Annotated in this window: 22 protein-coding genes and 1 tRNA gene; 14 read left to right on the forward strand and 9 right to left on the reverse strand. The window is 54.5% G+C overall.

Annotated elements, in window-relative coordinates:
- The first annotated feature begins 2 nt into the window (after positions 1-2).
- Positions 3-89 (forward strand) — tRNA-Ser (locus IGQ15_RS03085).
- 67 nt (positions 90-156) lie between these two features.
- Here the strand turns inward: IGQ15_RS03085 and IGQ15_RS03090 are convergent.
- From IGQ15_RS03090 to IGQ15_RS03100, 3 genes are all read right to left on the reverse strand, one after another.
- Positions 157-594: a peroxiredoxin gene (locus IGQ15_RS03090; RefSeq protein ID WP_297048563.1), complete on the reverse strand. Its 438-nt coding sequence runs from the start codon at positions 592-594 to the stop codon at positions 157-159.
- A gap of 73 nt (positions 595-667) precedes the next feature.
- The gene (locus tag IGQ15_RS03095; RefSeq protein WP_297048565.1) at positions 668-1,693 is read right to left on the reverse strand and encodes an ABC transporter permease; all 1,026 of its coding nucleotides are present in this window, start codon (positions 1,691-1,693) and stop codon (positions 668-670) included.
- Between the two features lie 12 nt (positions 1,694-1,705).
- On the reverse strand, positions 1,706-1,933 hold the full coding sequence (locus tag IGQ15_RS03100; RefSeq protein WP_149819916.1) for a hypothetical protein: 228 nt from the start codon (positions 1,931-1,933) through the stop codon (positions 1,706-1,708).
- A 122-nt stretch (positions 1,934-2,055) separates the two neighbouring features.
- Between IGQ15_RS03100 and IGQ15_RS03105 the strand changes: the two genes are divergently transcribed.
- Positions 2,056-2,901 (forward strand): tetratricopeptide repeat protein, encoded by an 846-nt coding sequence (locus IGQ15_RS03105; RefSeq protein ID WP_297048568.1) that lies wholly within the window; start codon positions 2,056-2,058, stop codon positions 2,899-2,901.
- Positions 2,902-2,905: 4 nt separating this feature from the next.
- Here the strand turns inward: IGQ15_RS03105 and IGQ15_RS03110 are convergent, their stop codons facing one another.
- Entirely contained in the window at positions 2,906-3,445 is a 540-nt protein-coding gene (locus IGQ15_RS03110; protein ID WP_297048570.1) for a peroxiredoxin, read from the reverse strand.
- Between the two features lie 102 nt (positions 3,446-3,547).
- Here IGQ15_RS03110 and IGQ15_RS03115 point away from each other — a divergent pair, with 102 nt between their 5' ends.
- Positions 3,548-6,391 (forward strand): UPF0182 family protein, encoded by a 2,844-nt coding sequence (locus IGQ15_RS03115; protein WP_297048572.1) that lies wholly within the window; start codon positions 3,548-3,550, stop codon positions 6,389-6,391.
- A gap of 119 nt (positions 6,392-6,510) precedes the next feature.
- Here IGQ15_RS03115 and purM read toward each other — a convergent pair whose 3' ends face one another.
- Genes purM through accC form a run of 4 tightly spaced genes read right to left on the reverse strand, consistent with a single transcriptional unit; the run spans position 6,511 to position 10,472 of the window.
- On the reverse strand, positions 6,511-7,536 hold the full coding sequence (gene purM, locus IGQ15_RS03120) for a phosphoribosylformylglycinamidine cyclo-ligase (RefSeq protein ID WP_297048574.1): 1,026 nt from the start codon (positions 7,534-7,536) through the stop codon (positions 6,511-6,513).
- The gene (locus IGQ15_RS03125) at positions 7,536-8,030 is read right to left on the reverse strand and encodes a low molecular weight protein-tyrosine-phosphatase (protein WP_297048576.1); all 495 of its coding nucleotides are present in this window, start codon (positions 8,028-8,030) and stop codon (positions 7,536-7,538) included. The genes purM and IGQ15_RS03125 overlap by 1 nt, the downstream gene beginning before the upstream one ends.
- Before the next feature lie 10 nt (positions 8,031-8,040).
- A complete protein-coding gene (gene murG, locus IGQ15_RS03130) occupies positions 8,041-9,111 on the reverse strand; it encodes an undecaprenyldiphospho-muramoylpentapeptide beta-N-acetylglucosaminyltransferase (RefSeq protein WP_297048578.1) in 1,071 nt (356 codons plus the stop codon).
- Entirely contained in the window at positions 9,111-10,472 is a 1,362-nt protein-coding gene (accC, locus tag IGQ15_RS03135; RefSeq protein WP_297048580.1) for an acetyl-CoA carboxylase biotin carboxylase subunit, read from the reverse strand. Before accC ends, murG begins: the two co-directional genes overlap by 1 nt.
- A 156-nt stretch (positions 10,473-10,628) precedes the next feature.
- Between accC and speA the strand changes: the two genes are divergently transcribed.
- The 8 genes from speA to IGQ15_RS03175 all read left to right on the forward strand — a co-directional run bounded on the left by speA (position 10,629) and on the right by IGQ15_RS03175 (position 17,178).
- Complete coding sequence (gene speA, locus IGQ15_RS03140; protein WP_297048602.1) at positions 10,629-12,542, forward strand: biosynthetic arginine decarboxylase; 1,914 nt, start codon at positions 10,629-10,631, stop codon at positions 12,540-12,542.
- Positions 12,543-12,550: 8 nt separating this feature from the next.
- A complete protein-coding gene (locus tag IGQ15_RS03145; RefSeq protein ID WP_297048582.1) occupies positions 12,551-12,937 on the forward strand; it encodes a hypothetical protein in 387 nt (128 codons plus the stop codon).
- 49 nt (positions 12,938-12,986) lie between these two features.
- A complete protein-coding gene (locus IGQ15_RS03150; RefSeq protein WP_297048585.1) occupies positions 12,987-14,117 on the forward strand; it encodes an S-layer homology domain-containing protein in 1,131 nt (376 codons plus the stop codon).
- A gap of 60 nt (positions 14,118-14,177) precedes the next feature.
- The gene (gene sppA, locus IGQ15_RS03155) at positions 14,178-15,002 is read left to right on the forward strand and encodes a signal peptide peptidase SppA (protein WP_297048587.1); all 825 of its coding nucleotides are present in this window, start codon (positions 14,178-14,180) and stop codon (positions 15,000-15,002) included.
- A 30-nt stretch (positions 15,003-15,032) separates the two neighbouring features.
- A complete protein-coding gene (gene aroH, locus IGQ15_RS03160) occupies positions 15,033-15,464 on the forward strand; it encodes a chorismate mutase (protein ID WP_297048589.1) in 432 nt (143 codons plus the stop codon).
- A gap of 2 nt (positions 15,465-15,466) precedes the next feature.
- On the forward strand, positions 15,467-15,937 hold the full coding sequence (locus IGQ15_RS03165; RefSeq protein WP_297048591.1) for a CBS domain-containing protein: 471 nt from the start codon (positions 15,467-15,469) through the stop codon (positions 15,935-15,937).
- Between the two features lie 96 nt (positions 15,938-16,033).
- Positions 16,034-16,564, forward strand: coding sequence for a hypothetical protein (locus IGQ15_RS03170; RefSeq protein ID WP_297048593.1), 531 nt, complete (start codon positions 16,034-16,036; stop codon positions 16,562-16,564).
- A 209-nt stretch (positions 16,565-16,773) separates the two neighbouring features.
- Positions 16,774-17,178, forward strand: coding sequence for an NIL domain-containing protein (locus IGQ15_RS03175; protein ID WP_011057637.1), 405 nt, complete (start codon positions 16,774-16,776; stop codon positions 17,176-17,178).
- A gap of 5 nt (positions 17,179-17,183) precedes the next feature.
- On the opposite strand, the gene IGQ15_RS03180 is transcribed toward IGQ15_RS03175, so the two are convergent.
- The gene (locus IGQ15_RS03180; RefSeq protein ID WP_297048595.1) at positions 17,184-17,753 is read right to left on the reverse strand and encodes a Uma2 family endonuclease; all 570 of its coding nucleotides are present in this window, start codon (positions 17,751-17,753) and stop codon (positions 17,184-17,186) included.
- Between the two features lie 62 nt (positions 17,754-17,815).
- On the opposite strand from IGQ15_RS03180, the gene IGQ15_RS03185 reads away from it, so the two are divergent.
- The 3 genes from IGQ15_RS03185 to IGQ15_RS03195 form a co-directional block, all read left to right on the forward strand.
- The gene (locus tag IGQ15_RS03185) at positions 17,816-18,469 is read left to right on the forward strand and encodes a retropepsin-like aspartic protease (RefSeq protein ID WP_297048596.1); all 654 of its coding nucleotides are present in this window, start codon (positions 17,816-17,818) and stop codon (positions 18,467-18,469) included.
- A gap of 3 nt (positions 18,470-18,472) precedes the next feature.
- Positions 18,473-19,057 carry an RdgB/HAM1 family non-canonical purine NTP pyrophosphatase gene (gene rdgB / locus IGQ15_RS03190; RefSeq protein WP_297048598.1) on the forward strand — a complete coding sequence of 195 codons (585 nt, stop codon included), beginning with the start codon at positions 18,473-18,475 and terminating at the stop codon, positions 19,055-19,057.
- A gap of 223 nt (positions 19,058-19,280) precedes the next feature.
- Positions 19,281-20,095: hypothetical protein (locus IGQ15_RS03195; protein WP_297048600.1), on the forward strand; the 815-nt coding region annotated here is incomplete at its 3' end.

Here is a 20,095-nt window from a genome sequence, read left to right on the forward strand (position 1 = left end):
TGGGAGAGATGGCAGAGTGGTCGAATGCGCTCGACTTGAAATCGAGTGTGGCAGTGATGTCACCGAGGGTTCGAATCCCTCTCTCTCCGTTCAATCAACAAAAAGGCAGCCAGAACCTCTCCAGCCGCCTCACCCAATAATGACTTTTAGAGTCGCCTATAAGCCGAGATCCGCCAAAATGTCGGTGGCGTGGGTATCGGTTTTGACGCTGGTATAGACATGGGAAATGATGCCATTGCCGTCAATGACATAGGTGACTCGCTTGGCGTAGCCGCCGCCATCCACGTCGTAGGCCTTGATAATGGACTGATCCACATCCGCTAGGAGGGGGAAGGGAAGGTTGAATTTCTCCGTGAATTTTTGGTGCGAGGTTTCGTCATCACTGCTCACCCCCAAAACTACGATATCTTTGCCCTGATAGGCGGCATAGTTGTCACGGAAGCTACAGGCCTCTTTGGTGCAGCCGGGGGTGTCATCCTTGGGGTAAAAGTACAGCACGACAGTTTTGCCCGCAAAGTCACTAAGGGAGACGGTATTGCCATGGGTGTCTTTAGCAGTAAAGGGCGGTGCGGGTGTACCAACGGCTAGAGCCATGATGCATAACCTCCTAAACATTAAGATTTGTTACATCGTTTCGTTTTTTATTCTATCGGCAGGTGCCAAAAAGTTAGTAGTGGATGCGGGGGTCAATCCAAGCATTAAGCAAGTCAATGAGAATACTAGCGGCGACCACAATCACGGCAAAGAAAACCACAATGCCCTGTACAGTTGGATAGTCCCGCAGCGCGATCGCCTCGTAGAGTCGCTGACCCAACCCCGGCCAAGAAAACGTCACCTCCGTCAACACCGCTCCCCCCAAGAGGCTCGCAAGGGTCAGACCCAAAACCGTGATCACCGGAATCAAGGCATTCTTGAGGGCATGGTGAATGAGAATCCGATGCTCAGGGATACCACGGGCACGGGCAGCTTCCACATAATCTGCCACTAAGGTTTGCTTGAGATTCACCCGCACAATGCGCTCAAAGATACCACTGAGGACGATCGCCAGCGTGACCGCAGGCAGGAGCAAGTAACTGAAAGCAGTTGCCAGTTGGTGGAGATTGCCATTCAGGAGCGCATCCAGCAGATACAGCCCTGTGGGACCTTGGGGGGGTGTTTCTGTGATCGGGTAGCGGGTACCCAAGGGAAGCCAACGCAGATTCACCGCAAAGAGCAGTTGCAAGAGCATCCCCAGCCAAAAGAGGGGCAAGGCATAGGTGATGATGCCAAAGAGGCGACCTCCGATATCCCAAGCAGTGCCAGATTTAACCGCAGCCAGACTGCCAATGAGCACACCTAAACCAAAGGCGATCGCCAGACTCGCAAGGCCTAATTCAGCCGTTGCAGGAAAATGCTGGGCAATGATACTCGTAACGGCTTCCCCTTGACTGGTGAGGGAGGTTCCCAGATCAAATCGCAGGAGTTGCCCTAAGTAAGTCAAGTATTGTTGCCACAGGGGCTGAGCCAAGCCCAATTGTTCTCGCAAGGCCTCTTTAACAGCCATCGGGGCACGGGGGCCTAAAATCGCATCCACGGGATCCCCCGGCGTGGCTCGCAGCAGCAAAAAGACGACGGTGACAATCGTCCACAGCATCAGCGGCGCAAGTAAAAGCCGCAGGAGCAGGTACCCCTGCAATGCACGCAGACGAGACATGAATCGCCCGAGTTATTCTTGGGGTGGGTTCGCCGCTCGCTGGCGATCGCGTTCAATCGAGGCCAAGAGACGTTTAGGATAGCTATCCGCTGCGATTTGCAGAATTTGATCGAGGGGCGTATCATTCATAAACTTGGTGGCGGCAGCAATGTACTCGCGGTTAGGACAGCGATCGCCAAGGACACAGCCATTGACACAGGCCTCTGCACAATTAATCGTTTCTGGCGTTAGTTCGCTCATGGCAGCTCTCCGAGGAATCTTTCAAATTTTAGCAAGGGGAAGCCACGGGAAAATTCGCAATGATTGCCCTACCCCCTAGGCTAGAATCGTACTGGCAAGGCAAACGTTGGGCAGGAGGCAGAATGCGCAAGAAATGGATCACTCTTTTAGTGTTGGTGTTGGGGATGATTCCCTTCATCGCCATTTCTGTCATGCCCCTACTCACCAGTGCCTTTACGTCACCCCAAGCCACCCCTAGCCCTGTGGCCAGTCCCCCGGCGGCAGACAAAATCGCAGAACTCCAAGCCCAAGAAAAGGGCTATCAACTGGTGCTGCAGCGTGAACCCAACAATGCCACGGCACTGGAAGGCTTGGTGCTGGCTCGGCTGCAACTGATTCAACTAGGCAAAGGAGAAATTGCCAGCGTCATTGATCCCTTGCGGCGGTTGGCGGCGCAGCGACCCGAGCAAACAGACTATGCCATTCTCCTAGGGCAAGCGCAACAACAAACGGGCGATCGCGAGGGGGCTGCCCAAACCTTTCAGGGAGTTCTTGCTAAATCTCCGGGGAACCTCAATGCCCTGCGGGGTCTTGTGGATCTTTACCTCAAGGAAGATCGTCCCCAAGCTGCTATTGGTTTGATTGAAGAGAGTCTCCAAGGGGCAGAGCAAGCCAACAAAGTCCAACCAGGGAGCGTAGATGTCACGGCTTTACAACTTCTCCTTGGCGATGTCTATATGGCACAAAAACGCTACGATGAAGCGCTCACCCTCTTCCAAAATCTGGGCAAAGAAAATCCCAACGATTTTCGCCCAGTTCTTGCCCAAGCGATGGCACTGACGGAACAGGGGAAAAAGACTGAGGCGGCGTCCCTCTATGCCAAAGCCGTGGAATTAGCCCCCGCCAAGTATAAAGATGCTATTCAGCAGGCAGCGCAGCAGGTGCAAAATGAATCTCCAGCAACCCCTGAACCCTCGCCGCAGCAATAGAGACCTAAGCTTGCTGTTGCAGTTCCTCTAGGCGAGCCAGTACCTCCTGACTGTGGATCGCGGGATTCACTTTGACATAACGCTCCCGCAGGATGCCCTCAGGATCAATGATGAAACTGTGGCGCAGCGAGACAAATCCCAACCACGAGCCATAGGCCTTGCTGACTTGGCCATCGGGGTCAGAGAGGAGGGGAAAGGTCAAGCCTTCACTGTCACAAAAATCTTCATGGGAGGCTACCGAGTCGGCACTGACGCCAATGACTTCAGCGTTGTGGGCATGAAATTGCTCGATATCCCGCTGAAAGCGTTGGGCTTCGAGGGTGCAGCCAGAGGTGAAGTCCTTGGGGTAAAAGTACAGCACTACCCACTTGCCGCGATAATCCTTCAGGGAAATGGGTTGACCATCGGTGCTGCTGGGAAGGGAAAAGTCAGGTGCTGGGGCATTGAGAGGGGGCAATTCACCCCCGAGCGCCCAGCTGGGGGCTGATGGGCTCAGAAACAGAAGCAAACTCAAGAGGGCAATAAGTAGTGAGCGCAAGAACATAGTTAAATCGCTAAACTGGCCTTAGGAAAGCATCTAGCTGCACTGTACCGTAGTTTTAACGATTTTTCGAGGTTGATGCCGTCGCTCTCCGCTATACAGTTTATGCCCCGTTGGTTGCGCTGGCTCTCTGGCCTCGTGCTGGCGATCGCCCTTGGGGTGGGGCTGTGTCGCTTGATTGCCGAAAGCCTCTGGTTTCATCAACTGGGTTATTTGGCAGTGGTCTGGCAGCGCTGGAGTGTCCAAGCTTTACTGTTTCTAGCGGTTGCGGGGGTATCGGCGCTTTTCTATGGCTGGCAGCAACACTGGCTCCTGCGGCAACGCACCGTGACCCTCGATCCCACCCTGACAGCCCAGAGTACCTATCGGGGGTTGGGGCTATGGCGGCTTTTGTTGTGTGCCAGCGGTTTAACTTGGCTGCTAATTGTTGCTACCTACCATATTGGGGCGATCGCTCTGCAGCTGTGGCAACAGCGCTCAGAAATTACGTTTAATAGCCCTCTGCTGCCGCAACTGAGTGTTTGGCGGGTGGCGGAGTTATCACTGCAAATAGTGCAGAATCCTCGGCTATTAGTGCTGAGTTTGGCAGCATTGCTGCTGGGGCTGTGGTTGCCTGTGCGCCTCTTTCAAGGATTGGGCATTCTCTTAAGCCTTGCTATGGGGGCGATCGCCAGCCTCAGTTGGTCAGTGGTTCTCAAGGGACTGTTTGCCGCCAGTGATCCCCATACCGAACCGCTCTTTCACCGTTCCATTAGCTTTTACCTGTTTGAAATCCCCCTGTGGGAACTGTTGCGCCTATGGTTGGTGAACCTCAGTGTTGTCGGCTTAGGGGGAACGGCCCTGGGTTATCTCCTTGCCAATGAAACTCTCAGTCATGGCAAATTCCTCGGCTTCGTGCGATCGCAACGGCGGCATTTACAGGGCTTAAGTGCCTTTGTCTTTGCCACCGTGGCCTTTAGCTTCTGGCTAGAGCGCTACAAACTTCTCTATTCAACTAATGGGGCTGCCTTTGGCGCAGGCTATACCGATGTCACCGTGCGCTTACCCCTCTATGGTTGGCTCTCGGCCTCGGCCTTTGGCGTCACCTGTTTGTTGGCTTGGTCAGCGATTCGACGGGGCGGCGAAGGGCAGCGGCGGCTAGGACCGATCGCCCCCGGCCTCTTTGGCTTTACATTGGGCTATCTAGTGGTCATCTTAATTGCCGATTGGCTCCTGCCCACAGCCATTGAAGCAGCGATTGTTCAACCCAACCAACTGCAACGGGAACTCCCCTACATTCAACGCACCATTACCCACACCCGCGAAGGCTTTAACCTTGAAAAAATGCGGGTCGAACCCTTTCAGCCGGAGAATAACCTCAACGCCGAGATCATTGCTGCCAATGCGGCCACCACCCGTAACATTCGTCTTTGGGATACCCGCCCTCTGCTTGAAACCAACCGCCAACTGCAACAACTGCGCTCCTACTATCGGTTTCCAGCGGCCTTTTTGGATCGCTACTATCTCAAACTATCCCCTGAACAAGACCAATCCGAAATTCGCCAAGTCCTCATTGCCGCTCGGGAAGTGGACTACAGTGCGGTTCAGCGGTTTGCCCGCAGTTGGATTAACGAGCACCTCGTATTTACCCACGGCTATGGCTTCACCATGAGTCCCGTGAATACCGCCGAGGCCAATGGTCTGCCCAAGTACTTTGTGCGCGATATTGGCGATACGGGTGAGCTACTGGTCAATCCCCCCGAGATTCGCGAGAGTATTCCATTTTTCTACCCCCGCATCTATTACGGTGAACTCACCAATACCTACATCTTTGCCCCTTCCGATGTCCCAGAACTGGATTTTCCCCGCGGGGCTGAAAATGTCTATAACCACTACGATGGCACGGGGGGCGTACCCATTGCTAGTTGGTGGCGACGCTTGGTCTATAGCGTCTATTTCCGGGATTGGCAACTCCTGTTGACCCCCAACTTGCGGCCAGATTCACGGGTGCTCTTTCGGCGATTGATTCAGGATCGCGTGCGGGCGATCGCCCCCTTTCTGCGCTTTGACAGTGAGCCTTACCTTGTCGTCGCCGATCCACGCTCTGAACACGACATTGCGGCTAGCCCGAGCACTGCGGGGGTTAGCTATCTCTACTGGATTATTGATGCCTATACCGTCAGTCGCTACTATCCCTACAGCGATCCGGGGCAGCACTCGTTTAACTACATTCGCAACTCCGTCAAAGTGGTGGTGGACGCCTATAACGGCGATGTCACCTTCTATGTGGTGGAACCCGACGATGTCATGATTCGCACGTGGCAGCGGCTCTTCCCAACCCTCTTTCATCCCCTGAGTGCGATGCCCCACCGCCTCTATCGCCACATTCGCTATCCCATTGATCTGCTGCAAGTGCAGTCCGAGCAGCTCCTGAAATACCACATGACGGATCCCGTGGTGTTCTACAACCGCGAAGACCTCTGGCAAATTCCCAAGGAGATCTACCGCGAAAAACCCCAAGCCGTTGCCCCTTACTATCTCATTACCAAGCTGCCCATTGGCTACACCGAGGAGTTTATTCTGCTGGTCCCCTTTACGCCCGTGAATCGTCCCAACCTCATTGGCTGGCTGGCGGCTCGCTCCGATGGTCAAAACTATGGCAAGCTCCTGCTCTACGTCTTTCCCAAGCAAGAACTGGTCTTTGGCCCTGAACAAATGGAGGCACGTATCAATCAAGACCCAATGATTTCACAGCAAATTTCCCTCTGGAATCGCCAAGGGTCAAGATCGGTGCAGGGCAATCTTCTCATTATCCCCATCGAGCGATCGCTCCTCTACGTCGAACCCATTTACCTCGAAGCCGATCAAAATCAACTGCCCACCTTAGCACGGGTCATCGTTATGGATAACCAGCGGATTGTGATGGCACCCACCCTCGAAGAAGCCCTCAAAGAACTCTTTCCCCAATAGTGTCCTACTCTGCTATCTCTAAGGATGCTGCTTGATACAAATTTCGCAACAGTCCGTGGTAGCATCCAGCCCCTTTATTCTAGGCGGGAGCGCAATGGTGAATAGCAAATGTGCATCAATTAAGCAGCAGGTAATCCCAATACCTCACCGGTGCCCGCAACAACGGTGCCAATCGGCCAACTCTCAATCCCCCACTTGGCAAAGCAGGCCTGCGCCGCTGCAACCGCTGACGCCGGTAAAACCACGGTGTACCCAATGCCCATATTGAAGGTGTTAAAGAGTTCGGCCAAGCTGACTTCTCCCATCTCCCCCAGCCAGTGAAAAAGCGGTGGAATCGGCCAAGCCTGAGGGTTCAGTTGGGCTGATCGCCCTTCGCCCAAGCAGCGGGGCAAATTTTCAGGCAACCCACCGCCCGTAATGTGGGCCATGCCGTGGATGGGAATTCCTTGACCTAAAGCAGCACGAATGGGTTGGACGTAGAGGCGCGTTGGTTCCAAGCACAGCTCGCCAAGGGAAGAGGTACCAAGGGGAGTATCCTGCCAACTGAGTTGGCGATCGCTAACAATCTTGCGCACCAAACTAAAGCCATTGCTGTGCAGCCCAGAACTGGCCAATCCCAAGACCACATCCCCCACCTGTACCTGCGTGCCATCCAGCACCTGATCCTGCTCAACGACACCAACACAGAACCCTGCGAGGTCATAGACCCCTTCGGCATAGAATCCCGGCATTTCCGCTGTCTCCCCCCCCAAGAGGGCACAACCCGCTGCTTCACACCCTTGGGCAATACCCGCCACCACAGCAGTCATAATCTCTGGCGCTAGCCGACCACAGGCAATGTAGTCCAAGAAAAAGAGCGGCTCAGCACCGCAGGTGAGGACATCGTTGACGCACATGGCCACCAGATCAATGCCGACAGTCTCGTGGCGATCGAGGGCTTGAGCCAGTTTCAGCTTGGTACCCACCCCATCAGTTCCCGACACCAAAAGGGGTTGACGATAGCCCTTGGGAATTTGACATAGCCCAGCAAAGCCTCCCAGTCGTCCCACGACTTCCGGTCGTTGGGTTCGCTGCACTAAGGGGCGAATCTGCTCAACAAAAGCGCGGCCAGCGGCCACATCTACACCGGCACTGCGGTAGTCCATCAATGCTGCTCCTGTAGTTGGGGGTAGTGAGCCTTGAGATACTCCAAGAGGCCTTCACAGGCGTCGGTGAGCAGATCCAACACCTTCTCAAACCCCTGACGACCACCATAGTAGGGGTCGGGCACTTCCTTCGCGTCGTAGTGACGGCAAAAATCGCACATTAACCGCACCTTATCGCGGTATTTCCCTTCGGGGTCAAGGCGCAAAATATCGTAGTAGTTTTCCCGATCCATCGCCAAAATCAGATCAAATTCCTCAAAGTCGGCAGCATGAAATTGGCGTGCTCGATGGGTCAAGGGCAGTCCCCGTTGCCGTGCCGTCATCACCATGCGGGCATCCGGTGGATCACCAACGTGGAAGTTGCTGGTGCCAGCGGAATCACACTGAATCTCATGCTCTAGGCCAGCCTTTTTGATTAGATCCTGCATGATCCCTTCGGCGGCAGGGGAGCGACAGATATTACCAAGACAAACAAAAAGAAGACGGATGGGCATAGCGCGTTTCCTAGGGGGCGGGAATCAGCGTACGAATCAGATCAGCGACCTGCTGACTGCTGTTGGGCATCGCCAATTGGCGGGCATTCTCCGCCATGGCTTGTAATTTTTGGGGCTGCCGTAGCCATTCTAAAATGATCTGTCCGAGGCGATCGCCCGTCAATGCCGATTGCGGGATCATTTCAGCAGCCCCGGCACTCACCAGCACTTTAGCATTGACCGTTTGGTGATCCTCAGCCGCATCGGGATAGGGAATTAATAGCGCCGGGGTTCCTGTGAGTGTCAGTTCCGCCAAGGCACTGGCGCCGGCTCGACTAATGACGATATCCGCACGGTGCAGCAGGGGTCCCATGGGTTCAAAGAAGGGAAAGACGAGGTAGTGGCGATGCTGAACACTTTGAGCATCGGGATCATTGTTACCCGTGAGATGCACCACCCAAGCCCCAGCATCGATCCAGCGGTGAACCGTTTCCCGTACAAGGCGATTGATGGCCACTGCTCCTTGACTCCCCCCCATCACTAGAATCAGGGGCACCTCCTTGGGAATCGGCAACTCCAAGTCGCCGGGATGGAGAATATCGGGACGCACCGGTGTGCCCGTGACCCGTAGGTTCAGCCGTTTAGAGTTGAGGTAGGCCAAACTCGCGGGGGTACCCAAGGCAATCAGCGTACACCAAGGAGCCAGCCAGCGGGTGACTTTGCCCGGTAAGGCGTTGGCTTCGTGAAGCAGGGCGACACGCCCCAAACTGCGAGCCGCTAAAATAGCTGGCGCCGCAATGTAGCCACCGGTGGTAAACACCCCTTGGAAGTGTCCCTGTTTTAACAACTGGCGCGTTTGCCAAAAAGCCCCCCAAAATTGCCACAAGGGGCGCAGCCTTGCCCAAGGGGTCTTACCTTGGAGGCCACTAAAATTGATTGTATGCAGGGGGTAATAGGGCGGAATCAATTTCTGTTCAAGGCGATCGCGTACCCCCAGCCAATGGATCTCATATTCAGGTAACTCTGCTGCCACTGCCAGCGCCGGAAAGAGATGCCCCCCGGTGCCACTCGCTGCAATCAGTAGTTTTCTTGGTCCAGGCATTAAACATTCCAGCCCAATGTGGTCATGAGCTTATCGACAAAGTTGGTATAGACAATGCCGCTGCGGAACTCCGGTGTGTCCATCACCTGCTGATGAAAGGGAATGGTGGTCGGCACCCCCATAATCGCACATTCTCTTAGGGCACGCTTCATGCGGGCAATGGCAGCGGGGCGATCGCTCCCCCACACCACCAATTTACCGATCAGCGAATCATAGTAGGGGGGGATTTCATAGTCGGTATAAACATGGGAGTCCATGCGCACCCCAGGGCCACCGGGGGGCAAGTAACCGCTAATACGCCCGGGATGGGGACGGAAATTGCGCTCCGGATCCTCGGCATTGATGCGGCACTCGATCGCGTGTCCGCGCAACTCAACCTGCTCTTGGGTCAAGCTGAGGGGTTCCCCTTGGGCAATGCGAATTTGCTCCGCAATCAGATCTAGCCCCGTAATCATTTCCGTGACGGTGTGCTCCACCTGAATGCGGGTATTCATCTCCATAAAGTAGAAGTTGTTTTGGCCGTCAAGGAGAAATTCAATTGTGCCGGCACCGACGTAGTTAATGGCTTTGGCGGCAGTCACAGCGGCGGCTCCCATCTTGGCACGTAGTTCTGGGGTGAGGGCAGGGCTAGGCGCCTCCTCAAGGAGCTTTTGGTGACGCCGCTGTACAGAGCAATCGCGCTCCCCGAGGTGAATAACATTGCCATAGCTATCTGCTAAAATCTGGAACTCAATGTGGCGGGGATTTTCAATAAACCGCTCCAGATAGACGCCGGCATTACCGAAGGCGGCTTCCGCTTCCCCTTGGGCGGCACTGAGGGCCCGTCCTAAATCTTCAGCAGAGCGCACCAAGCGCATCCCCCGACCCCCTCCCCCAGCCGTGGCTTTAATCATCAGAGGATAGCCAATTTTGCGGGCGATCGCCCGGGCAGTTTCCTCATCCTGCACCAGTCCATCACTGCCGGGAATTGTCGGCACCCCCACCTGTTGCATCGTCGCTTTGGCAGTGGATTTATCCCCCATAGCACGCATGGCAGCGGGGCTCGGCCCAATAAAGGTAATTTTGTGGTCGGCGCAGATTTCCGCAAAGCGGGCATTTTCCGCTAAAAAGCCATAGCCAGGGTGAATCGCCGAGACATGGCGGGTGAGGGCAGCGGCAATAATGTTGGGAATATTGAGATAGCTGCGGCTACTGGGGGCTTCGCCAATGCACACCGCCTCATCAGCCAATTGCACGTGCAGGGCATGGCGATCTACGGTGGAATAGACGGCAACCGTTGCAATGCCCAATTCCTCACAAGTACGCAGAATCCGCAGTGCAATTTCGCCACGATTGGCAATCAAAATTTTTGTAAAGGCCATGGCGGTCAACGGTAGGGGAAGCGATCCCTAATGCTACCATGCCAGCCGAACGCTTCCGAAAAGCCGACGGCAATTGCATTGGTGCCACTGGCAAAAACAAGTTAGGATCAGCAGGGTTTTATTTGGGAGCGCACTATGGCTGCTGTGTCACCCACGATGGCATTGACCGTTACGAAAACCAGCAATTGGACAATTGAAGACAGCGAACAGCTCTACCGCATTCAGGGCTGGGGCGAACCCTACTTTGGGATTAATGCTGCGGGTCATGTCACCGTCTCTCCCAAGGGCGATCGCGGTGGGTCATTGGATCTCTATGAACTGGTGCAAGCGCTCCAACAGCGCAACATTGGCCTCCCCCTGCTGCTGCGGTTTTCCGATATCCTTGAGGATCGCATTGAGCGACTGAATGCCTGCTTTGCCCGAGCCATTGCCCGCTATGGCTATCAGGGAGCCTACAAGGGGGTCTTTCCCGTCAAGTGCAATCAACAACGCCACATCATTGAAGCCCTCGTGCGTTTTGGCCAGTCCCATCAGTTTGGCCTAGAGGCGGGCTCGAAACCGGAACTGCTGATTGCCTTAGCAATGCTAAATACACCGGGGGCACTGCTGATCTGCAATGGCTACAAGGATCGCGGCTATATTGAAACGGCTATTCTGGCGCGTCGCCTTGGTCACACCCCGATCATTGTCCTTGAGCAGCCCGAAGAAGTGGCCGAAGTCATTGCTGTCAGTCAGACCTTGGGCATTGAGCCAATTGTTGGCGTGCGGGCAAAACTCAGTACTCAAGGAGTGGGGCGCTGGGGCACCTCCGCTGGCGATCGCGCCAAGTTTGGTCTCACGGTGCCAGAGATTTTAACAGCGGTTGAACAACTGCGAGCAGTAGGAATGCTCAATTCCTTGCAACTATTGCACTTTCACATTGGCTCTCAAATCTCTGCCATTAGCGTCATTAAGGATGCCATTCGGGAGGCGGGGCAAATTTATGGCGAACTGGTGCGCCTCGGTGCCAATATGCAGTACCTCGATGTGGGCGGCGGCTTAGGAGTCGACTATGACGGCTCGAAAACCAACTTCCATGCCTCGAAAAACTACAGTATGCAAAACTATGCCAGTGATGTCGTGGCTGGTATTAAGGACGCCTGTCGGCAGCGGGGCATTCCTGATCCGATCCTCATTAGCGAGAGCGGCCGTGCCATTGCCTCCCACCAATCGGTATTGATTTTCAATGTCTTGGGGGTTAGTGAAGTGCCCAAAATGACCCCCGAACCCGCCACTGAAGAGGAGCACCTGATTATCCGCAACCTCTACGACACCTACCAAACGATTGATGAAAACAACTACCAAGAGGCCTACAACGACGCCCTGCAATTTAAAGGGGAAGCCATCAGTCTCTTTAACTTTGGCTACTTGAGTTTGCCGGAGCGAGCACGGGCAGAGAGTCTCTTTTGGGCCTGTTGTGCCAAAATCCTCAGCATTGCTCGCCAGCAGGAATATGTGCCCGACGATCTCGAAGACCTTGAGAAAATCATGGCTTCAATTTACTACATCAATCTATCGGTGTTTCAGTCGGTGCCCGATAGCTGGGCGATCGATCAACTGTTTCCGATCATGCCAATCCACCGCCTTGATGAAGAACCCACCGAACGGGGCATCCTTGCGGATCTGACCTGCGACAGCGACGGCAAAATTGACCAGTTCATTGACCTGCGGGATGTGAAATCGGTCTTGGAACTCCATCCCTTTCGCCCCGGCGAACCCTACTACCTTGGCCTTTTTCTCAACGGTGCCTACCAAGAGATCATGGGCAATCTCCACAATCTCTTTGGGGATACGAATGCCGTCCATATCCGTCTAACCCCCAAGGGCTACGAAATTGAGCATTTGGTGCGGGGCGATACAATGCAAGAGGTCCTCGGTTATGTGCAGTACCAAGGTGATGCCCTCCTCGAGAAAATCCGCCGCCGTGCCGAGGCTGCCCTTGCAGAGCAGCACATTACTTTGGCGGAAGCGCAGCACCTACTGGAAAACTACGAGCGGAGTTTGCGCAGCTACACGTATCTATCCTCTTAGGGAAAGCGATGCTGGGAACATTTCAGTCAAGCCATTTGCGCATTGGGGTGCCGGCCACCGCAGACCAACTGCGGGATTATTTGACGCAGCCAGCACAGTTACAGCAGTGGTTGTGGCCTCTACAAATTCAGACGACGGGCGATCGCCTGCAAGTGGGGGATACCTTCACCAGTCAATTCCTGTGGTTAAAACTGGAGCATCGTGTGGAACTGCTCACGGCAGAGCGACTGGTACTGGTATTGCGACAGGCCATTGAGGGCTGGCAAGAATGGTCGTGGGGAGATGGTTGGGTACAGTCCTGTATTGAGGGGGTGACACCGCTGCCTCTAGAGTTGGGGCAGACTTTCCTCCTATGGCGGCTGAAATCAGTGCTGAGTGAAACGGTAGCAAGCTGAGGGTCGAAGAACGTTGAAGCGATCGCGCCAATTGGGATGGATCTTATTCTTGAGTGCCCTGCTGCTCAGCAGTTGTGAGGGTAGTGGTCTGCAAAGTTGGTTTGCTGCCGATCCCAATGCTGATCAATGGGCGGGGAATCCCCCCACAGCGGCACCCATTCCAGAAGCGACGACAACGCTGCCAGAGAATTTACGGTTTCCTAATGCGATGCTTGTAGCCAATCAGCCGCAAGCGGGGTCACCCCAGACGACGGAAACCCGCTGGCAAGCACCAGCGCCGGCGATCGCCCTCCAGCAATTCTATCGCCAACAATTTCAACAGTCGGGCTGGCAACTGGTGGAGCAGCAGGTGGCCGACAATACGATCACCCTCAAGGGGCGCAGTCCTGAACTGGAAGTGATCGTCACCATCAACACGGTGCCAGAAAATAACCTGACAACCTTCACTGTGGCCTACACACCCACTAATAGCACCACAGCCACACCGTCTCCCCAACCCAACCCCACGGCACCCCAAACCTTTACCGATCTCGATCAAGCCCCCCCTCCCCTCCAGCCCGCCATTCGTGACTTGGCAGAACTGGGTGTCCTCAGCACCACGGGCGATCGCCTGCAACCCAATACCCCCATCAGTCGCGCTCAGTTTGTGCGCTGGCTCGTGACCACCTACAATCGCTTTTATGCCGATCGCCCCGCACGCCAAATCCGCTTGGGCAGCCGCAACGACACACCCATTTTCCAAGATGTGCCCCGTGATAATCCCGACTTTCCCTATATTCAGGGACTAGCGATGGCAGGATTTTTGCCCAGCCCCCTTACCGGCGATACCAGTACCCTCTTTCGACCGAATGCTCCCCTCACCCGCGAAACCCTGTTGCAGTGGAAAGTGCCCCTCGATCAACAGGGGCGGCTCAGTCCCAGCACGATTGACCGCATTCAGCAAACATGGGGCTTCAAGGACAGTCAACGGATTGCTCCCCCCGCCATCAATGCCGTGGCCGCTGACTATCTCGCGGGGGATCTCTCGAACATTCGCCGCGTTTGGGGAGAAACCCTCTTGCTCCAGCCCCAAAAACCCGTCACCCGTGCTGAAGCTGCTGTGGCTCTGTGGTATATCGGCAACGGTACAGAGGGACTCTCAGCAGCAATGGTGAAGCAAGCACCGTCCCCCGCCTCCTAGAACCTTGCTAGATTAGAAATCTGAGTCAATTGTTACGATTTGCTGAACTGATTGCTGCCTATGCCTTGGCCCCTATCCCGTGGTTACCATCGTCAGATTGCCCGCCTCGAAATTACGGGGGCGATTGCTGGGGGTACTCGCCGTCGTGTCCTCAAAGCCCTGAAAACCGTTGAAGAACGGGGCTACCCGGCACTACTGGTGCGGATTGACAGTCCCGGCGGTACCGTGGGGGATTCTCAAGAAATCTATGCTGCCCTCAAGCGTTTGCAGTCGAAAATGAAAATCGTTGCCAGTTTTGGCAATATCTCTGCCTCTGGCGGGGTCTATATTGGTATGGGGGCACAGCACATCATGGCCAACCCCGGCACCATTACGGGCAGTATTGGCGTCATCCTGCGGGGCAATAACCTGCAACGGCTCCTCGACAAAGTGGGGGTCTCATTCAAGGTCATCAAGTCTGGCCCCTACAAGGACATTCTTGCTTTCGATCGCGACCTTACCGAGGAAGAAATCCGCATTCTCCAAGATCTCATTGACACCAGCTATCACCAATTTGTCCAAACCGTGGCCGAAGGCCGTAACCTCGATGTCGAAACCGTGCGCAGTTTTGCCGATGGCCGTGTCTTTACGGGTGAGCAGGCCCTTGCTCTCGGACTCGTGGATCGCTTGGGAACCGAGGAGGATGCCCGTCGCTGGTTGGCGGAACTGGCCGGACTTGACCCCGACAAAACCAAGGTGCAAACCATCGAAGAACCCAAGTCGCCCTTGGCTCGGCTGTTTCCGCGTCAGCAGGAACGATTTCCCTTTCCGTGGCAAGCGGGTCTCGACTGGTTGGAATTTGAACTGGCCACCAATGGACTTCCCCTATGGCTCTATCGCCCCTAAGCTGGATACAGTACCCTTGCGGATGTCTTGATGGAGGAGCACACTGTGGGCTGGCGCGTCCGAGCAATTCGTGGAGCAACTACCGCCACTGAAAATTCAATTCCAGCAATCCGTGAGGCGGTTTTGGAACTCCTCGGCGAGATTGAGCGGCGCAATGCTCTCGATTTCTCGGAAGTGATTAGTGTTACCTTCTCTGTTACCCGTGACCTCGATCAGATCTTTCCGGCGGCGATCGCCCGTGAATGTCCCCATTGGCGCAACATTCCTCTCCTTGATGTCCAACAAATGCACGTGGAGGGAGGCTTACCCCGCTGTATCCGCTGCTTGATTTACTTCAACACTCCCAATCCCGATCAACCGATTTACCATGCCTACCTGCGCCATGCCCAGAGCCTCCGCCCCGATCTGGTAATGCACAGCGACTACCATCCCCTCCATCTGTCCTCTCATTCCCTAGGTTAACTATGACCGCTCTTGTCCGTGACTACATGACCCCCAACCCCTTTACCATTCATGCCGATGCCCCGATTTCTGAGGCAGTTCGCCTGATGGAAGAAAAACAGGTGCGCGGCCTCCCCGTCGTGGATGACCAAGGCAAATTGGTGGGCTTGGTGTCTGAAGCTGACCTGATCGTGCGCGAAGCGCCTCTAGAGCCGCCGTTGTACATTACGTTCCTAGGCAGCATCATTTACTTTGAGTCTCCAGAATCCTTTCATCAACACCTCAAGAAAACCCTCGGCCAGCAGGTGCAAGATGTCATGACCCCCAACCCCCACACGATTAACGTCGATGCACCCATTGCTGAAGCGGCTCGCCTCATGGTGAATCACCACATTAGTCGCCTGCCGGTCTTGAATGCCCAAGGGGAATTGGTCGGCATTATTAGCCGTCATGATCTGTTGCGAGCCTTGCACACCCAAGAAACCTCTGCGTGACGTTTGTCAAATTGGCCTGACACTAACTTTCAACATTGGTGGCTTCCCGTAGAATAACCACAGGTTCGCTCGCGATCGCCTGAGGGTTCTTTGATCGTGACCGCTTCCCTTGATTTGATTTGGCAGCAGGCACGGCAGGGTCAAGCAGAGGCCATTGCCCATTTGATGAACCGCACGCTTCAGGCCAAGGGAGTGCGTGCCCTCGTCCGGCGACGGGGTGACTGTTTACACATTATGTTTGAAGCGGCGCGATCGCTCCCCCCCCAAGTCTGCGTTCAGTTTGTTTGCCGAGGCCTCAAGCAATTGGCACCCCAAGGGGTTCTACGTGTACGGCTCCATGCTCGGCTCCTTGGCGAAGAATGGCCAGAATGGACACAGACCGTTGACTTACAGGAGACCTTGACAGCGGCGCCGTCTGTGCAAGCAAGTTCCAGCTCAAATCCAACGACACCCGCCACCATGCCATCCCATCAGTCGGTTAGTGCTTTTGCCCTCAGTTTACTGGTGATCGCGGGCACGGGTGCCGTTGCCCTCACCCTGCAAAATCAACTCAGTGTCGATGCCCTGCCGAGTGCGGAACCCAGTCCAGCCCCTACGACCCCTGAACCGAACCTTCCCCTTGATTAAATTTTGACAAAAATGCTCTATCTTATCCCTCTCTCGTAGGGTAACAATTTCACTCTGGAGATGGCGTTTACGTTGATGGAATAGTAAATAAAATTTAATAGTTTTTCATTTTTCAATTCCTACGAAAAGGGCTGTGTACTAACTTTCACAGTGTTGCGAGTGTGGGATACTTGTAAAAAGGGCTGTACTGCGATGCAAAGCTTCAACCAGTGAAAAAGCGAGTCACATTGACATTCCCTCGACGGACGATTCAAATGCCCGTCACTTATCGCTTGGCCAAGGACTTTAATATTGCTGCCAATATCATCCGCGCCCAAGTGGCACCTAACCAAGTGGGCAAACTGGTTCTAGAATTGGCCGGGGACATTGATCAAATGGAGGCCGCCCTAGAATGGTTGCGGCAGCAGAATATTGAGGTTTCCCTTGCCAGCCGTGAAATTGTGATTGATGAGCAGGCCTGTGTCCACTGTGGCCTCTGTACAGGGGTATGCCCCACTCAGGCACTGACACTGCACCCAGAGACCTTTCAACTCCAATTTACCCGCTCCCGTTGCATTGTCTGTGAGCAATGTGTTGCTGCATGCCCGATGGAGGCGATCCACACCAACTTTTGATGAGATTACAGCTCTAGGGTAACATCTGCATAAATGTCCGATAACTGGCTTTGCCAGCCAATGCTCTTGAGTTCAACCAAATCTTTTGGAGGGGAGTAGGCCTGCCAAACCCATAACCCCGAGGCACTGTGATAAAAGCTCTCCAATCGCTGTCGGCGGGTGTTCACAAGTACGTATTCCTCGAGGCTCTCAAGGCTTTGATAGTCAATGAATTTATCGCCACGATCAAAGGCCTCTGTTGAGGGAGAGAGCACTTCAATCACCAAGCAAGGGAAGGATTTATAGAGTGGTGTTTGCTGATCCCGTGGGTCACAGGTCACCAGTAAATCAGGATAGTAAAAGCAATTTCGCTGCTCAAGCCGCACTTTCATATCCGACATGTACAGACGACACCCCCGTTGCCGCACAGTGGGTCGTAGGAGGGTGGCCAAATTCAAGGCTAGGGTAACGTGGGCATCACTGGCCCCAGCCATTGCACATACTTGGCCATTACTGTATTCGTGCTTAACGCCACTTTGGGCTTCCCATTGCAAGTAGTCTTCAGGACTCAGTTGCGGCGAAGGGTGCGTGCTCATTGGCAGTCTGGAATAGCCAGCGGTTATCTCGCTACTATGGATCCTAGGGTACGAAGAAAATCATGACCCAACAACACGGATATTGGGCACTGGCAGCGCTGGCGGGGATGGTGTTCCTGATTGCCCCGGCCAAGGGGGTGCCTGCGGTGGCACTACCAGAAAGTTTTTATCGGGCGATCGCCAACCAAGATTGGGCAACAGCGGTGCAAATTCTCGATCAGGTCATTCGTGCCCATCCGCAACAGGCGCGAGCCCTTACTAGCTATCGTCAAGAATTGGTGCGGCTGCAACAACTGCCCCGAACCCCTGCTCCGCCCATGGCAACAGTGATCACCCAGCCCAGTGGCATCGTACCCATCCTGCGGCGGCAAGGGGGCATTCCCGTTATCCCAGTGACGTTTAATCAACGACTGCAGTTTGAGATGTTGGTAGATTCAGGCGCCAGCATGACAGTGATTACGCGATCAATGGCACGCGCTTTAGGCATTACCCCGGCTCAAGTGGTGGATAATCGCGTGTTTCATACCGCCAATGGTCAAGTGGTGCTACCAGTCGTCTATGTCCAATCCATCAGCGTCGGCGGCTTCCATCGTAAGCAATTGCTCGTTGCTGTGGCTGGGCCTGAAATGAACATTGGCCTCTTGGGGCAGGATTTTCTCCAGCACTTTGATGTCAGTTTGCGGCAAGATCATATTCAGTTGCAGCGTCGTTCTTAGGAAATGCCCGTTCTCACCCAAGCTGTCTTAGCCAGTCACAATGCCGGTAAAGTCAGAGAGTTTCAAGGCTGGTTACAGCCATGGATTGGGGAGTTGCTGCCCCTGCCACCCACGATTGAGATTGCTGAAACTGCGGATTCCTTTGTGGGCAACGCCTGTTTGAAGGCCGCCACTGCTGCCAAGGAGATGGGAGAGTGGGCGATCGCTGACGATTCGGGGCTTGCAGTTCATGCCCTGCAGGGGGCACCGGGAATCTATTCAGCTCGCTACGGTGCGACGGATACTGAGCGCATTGAGCGTCTATTACGGGAAATGGCCGGTGTGAGCGATCGCACCGCTGAATTTATTTGCGTCATTGCCCTCGCGCGTCCCGATGGCACTATTGCCGTTACGACCGAAGGACGGTGTGCAGGCGAGATTTTAACGACGCCCCGCGGGCAGGGGGGGTTTGGCTACGATCCTGTCTTTTGGGTGCCCAGTCAGCAGCGCACCTTTGCCGAGATGAGTCCCACTGAAAAGCAACACGTCAGTCATCGGGGGCAGGCATTGCAGCGGTTGCGGGAGTATTTCCAAACCTTTAATCCGTAGATTCACGGTTGTTGGCAGCAGGCTTTTTGGCATAGGCTGATGTAAATAGTGTTCCTAAGCCAACCTGTGGCTCCTATGCAAGAACGGGTCTAGCGTTGCAAAGTTGCATTAGACAATGCTTTCCATAGAAAGAAGTTCACAGGGAATATAGGGAATATAATGAGAGCAAGGGCGCAAGTCCCCTAGGCCCAATGCCTTCTTGCCGTGATTCAAAGCAGAAACTATGGGCGATCGCGAATTAATAGACCAATTTATCAAAGACTTAATTCAGAAAAATTCGCGAATGCTCTCGAATCGGCACCTGCGCGTAGAAACAACCTTTGATGAAGTTCAGTTGATTTCCTACAAAGATGGCATCGTTGCACGGGTGAAAACAGATGCCCCTACCCTTGCCATTGAACTACGGGATGCATCGCCCTATCGGCCTCTGATTCAAGAGGTAATGGTGGATTATGAAATTTTTCAAGTTGGTATTGCTCAAACCCCCGGATTTTTACGTTACGAACATCGCACCGTTCCCGAAGGTTATGTGATCCAATACACCGAAGCGGGAGTGCTGTGGAAGGACCGCTGGGCACGCGGTAAGCGACGCGGTGCTCTGACAGGGGGCAACTCCCTCGGCATGGATGCGATGATTCTTTATCGGGGTACCTGGTATCCCATTCAAAGCGTCAATGCGGCCAATGGCTTTGTTGCCATTCGTACCTTAGGCGGGGAAGCCACCTACAGCGCCTCTGACTTTCTTGTGTGGCTGAAAAAAGAGGAAAAAGACACCGCCGAGAGTCCCAGTCAGATCAGTGCCTACAAGCGGGGAGAACGCATGGGAGACATTGACAGCGCCCCCACCCAAATCCTCGAAGCCACGGAAATTATGGCTGCCAAGGCCAGTGGCACCCCATCAACGCCAATTGCCTCCCCTACTGGCGAACCAGAGGAGGAAGAAGATCACGCCGTCATTTTGCCGTCAGCGCCACCAGCGGTTGCAGCAACGGTTTCAACACCCTCTGAGCCTGCACAACCGGTTGAAGCCGCCCAAGG

It is taken from the genome of Thermosynechococcus sp. M98_K2018_005, from assembly GCF_015295825.1.
GTDB lineage: Bacteria > Cyanobacteriota > Cyanobacteriia > Thermosynechococcales > Thermosynechococcaceae > Thermosynechococcus.

Bases quoted from the DNA above. Each gene is read 5' to 3' on its own strand.
- IGQ15_RS03090 (WP_297048563.1), bottom strand. From the start codon at position 594: ATGGCTCTAGCCGTTGGTACACCCGCACCGCCCTTTACTGCTAAAGAC.
- IGQ15_RS03095 (WP_297048565.1), bottom strand. From the start codon at position 1,693: ATGTCTCGTCTGCGTGCATTGCAGGGGTACCTGCTCCTGCGGCTTTTA.
- IGQ15_RS03100 (WP_149819916.1), bottom strand. From the start codon at position 1,933: ATGAGCGAACTAACGCCAGAAACGATTAATTGTGCAGAGGCCTGTGTC.
- IGQ15_RS03105 (WP_297048568.1), top strand. From the start codon at position 2,056: ATGCGCAAGAAATGGATCACTCTTTTAGTGTTGGTGTTGGGGATGATT.
- IGQ15_RS03110 (WP_297048570.1), bottom strand. From the start codon at position 3,445: ATGTTCTTGCGCTCACTACTTATTGCCCTCTTGAGTTTGCTTCTGTTT.
- IGQ15_RS03115 (WP_297048572.1), top strand. From the start codon at position 3,548: ATGCCCCGTTGGTTGCGCTGGCTCTCTGGCCTCGTGCTGGCGATCGCC.
- purM (WP_297048574.1), bottom strand. From the start codon at position 7,536: ATGGACTACCGCAGTGCCGGTGTAGATGTGGCCGCTGGCCGCGCTTTT.
- IGQ15_RS03125 (WP_297048576.1), bottom strand. From the start codon at position 8,030: ATGCCCATCCGTCTTCTTTTTGTTTGTCTTGGTAATATCTGTCGCTCC.
- murG (WP_297048578.1), bottom strand. From the start codon at position 9,111: ATGCCTGGACCAAGAAAACTACTGATTGCAGCGAGTGGCACCGGGGGG.
- accC (WP_297048580.1), bottom strand. From the start codon at position 10,472: ATGGCCTTTACAAAAATTTTGATTGCCAATCGTGGCGAAATTGCACTG.
- speA (WP_297048602.1), top strand. From the start codon at position 10,629: ATGGCATTGACCGTTACGAAAACCAGCAATTGGACAATTGAAGACAGC.
- IGQ15_RS03145 (WP_297048582.1), top strand. From the start codon at position 12,551: ATGCTGGGAACATTTCAGTCAAGCCATTTGCGCATTGGGGTGCCGGCC.
- sppA (WP_297048587.1), top strand. From the start codon at position 14,178: ATGCCTTGGCCCCTATCCCGTGGTTACCATCGTCAGATTGCCCGCCTC.
- aroH (WP_297048589.1), top strand. From the start codon at position 15,033: ATGGAGGAGCACACTGTGGGCTGGCGCGTCCGAGCAATTCGTGGAGCA.
- IGQ15_RS03165 (WP_297048591.1), top strand. From the start codon at position 15,467: ATGACCGCTCTTGTCCGTGACTACATGACCCCCAACCCCTTTACCATT.
- IGQ15_RS03180 (WP_297048595.1), bottom strand. From the start codon at position 17,753: ATGAGCACGCACCCTTCGCCGCAACTGAGTCCTGAAGACTACTTGCAA.
- IGQ15_RS03185 (WP_297048596.1), top strand. From the start codon at position 17,816: ATGACCCAACAACACGGATATTGGGCACTGGCAGCGCTGGCGGGGATG.
- rdgB (WP_297048598.1), top strand. From the start codon at position 18,473: ATGCCCGTTCTCACCCAAGCTGTCTTAGCCAGTCACAATGCCGGTAAA.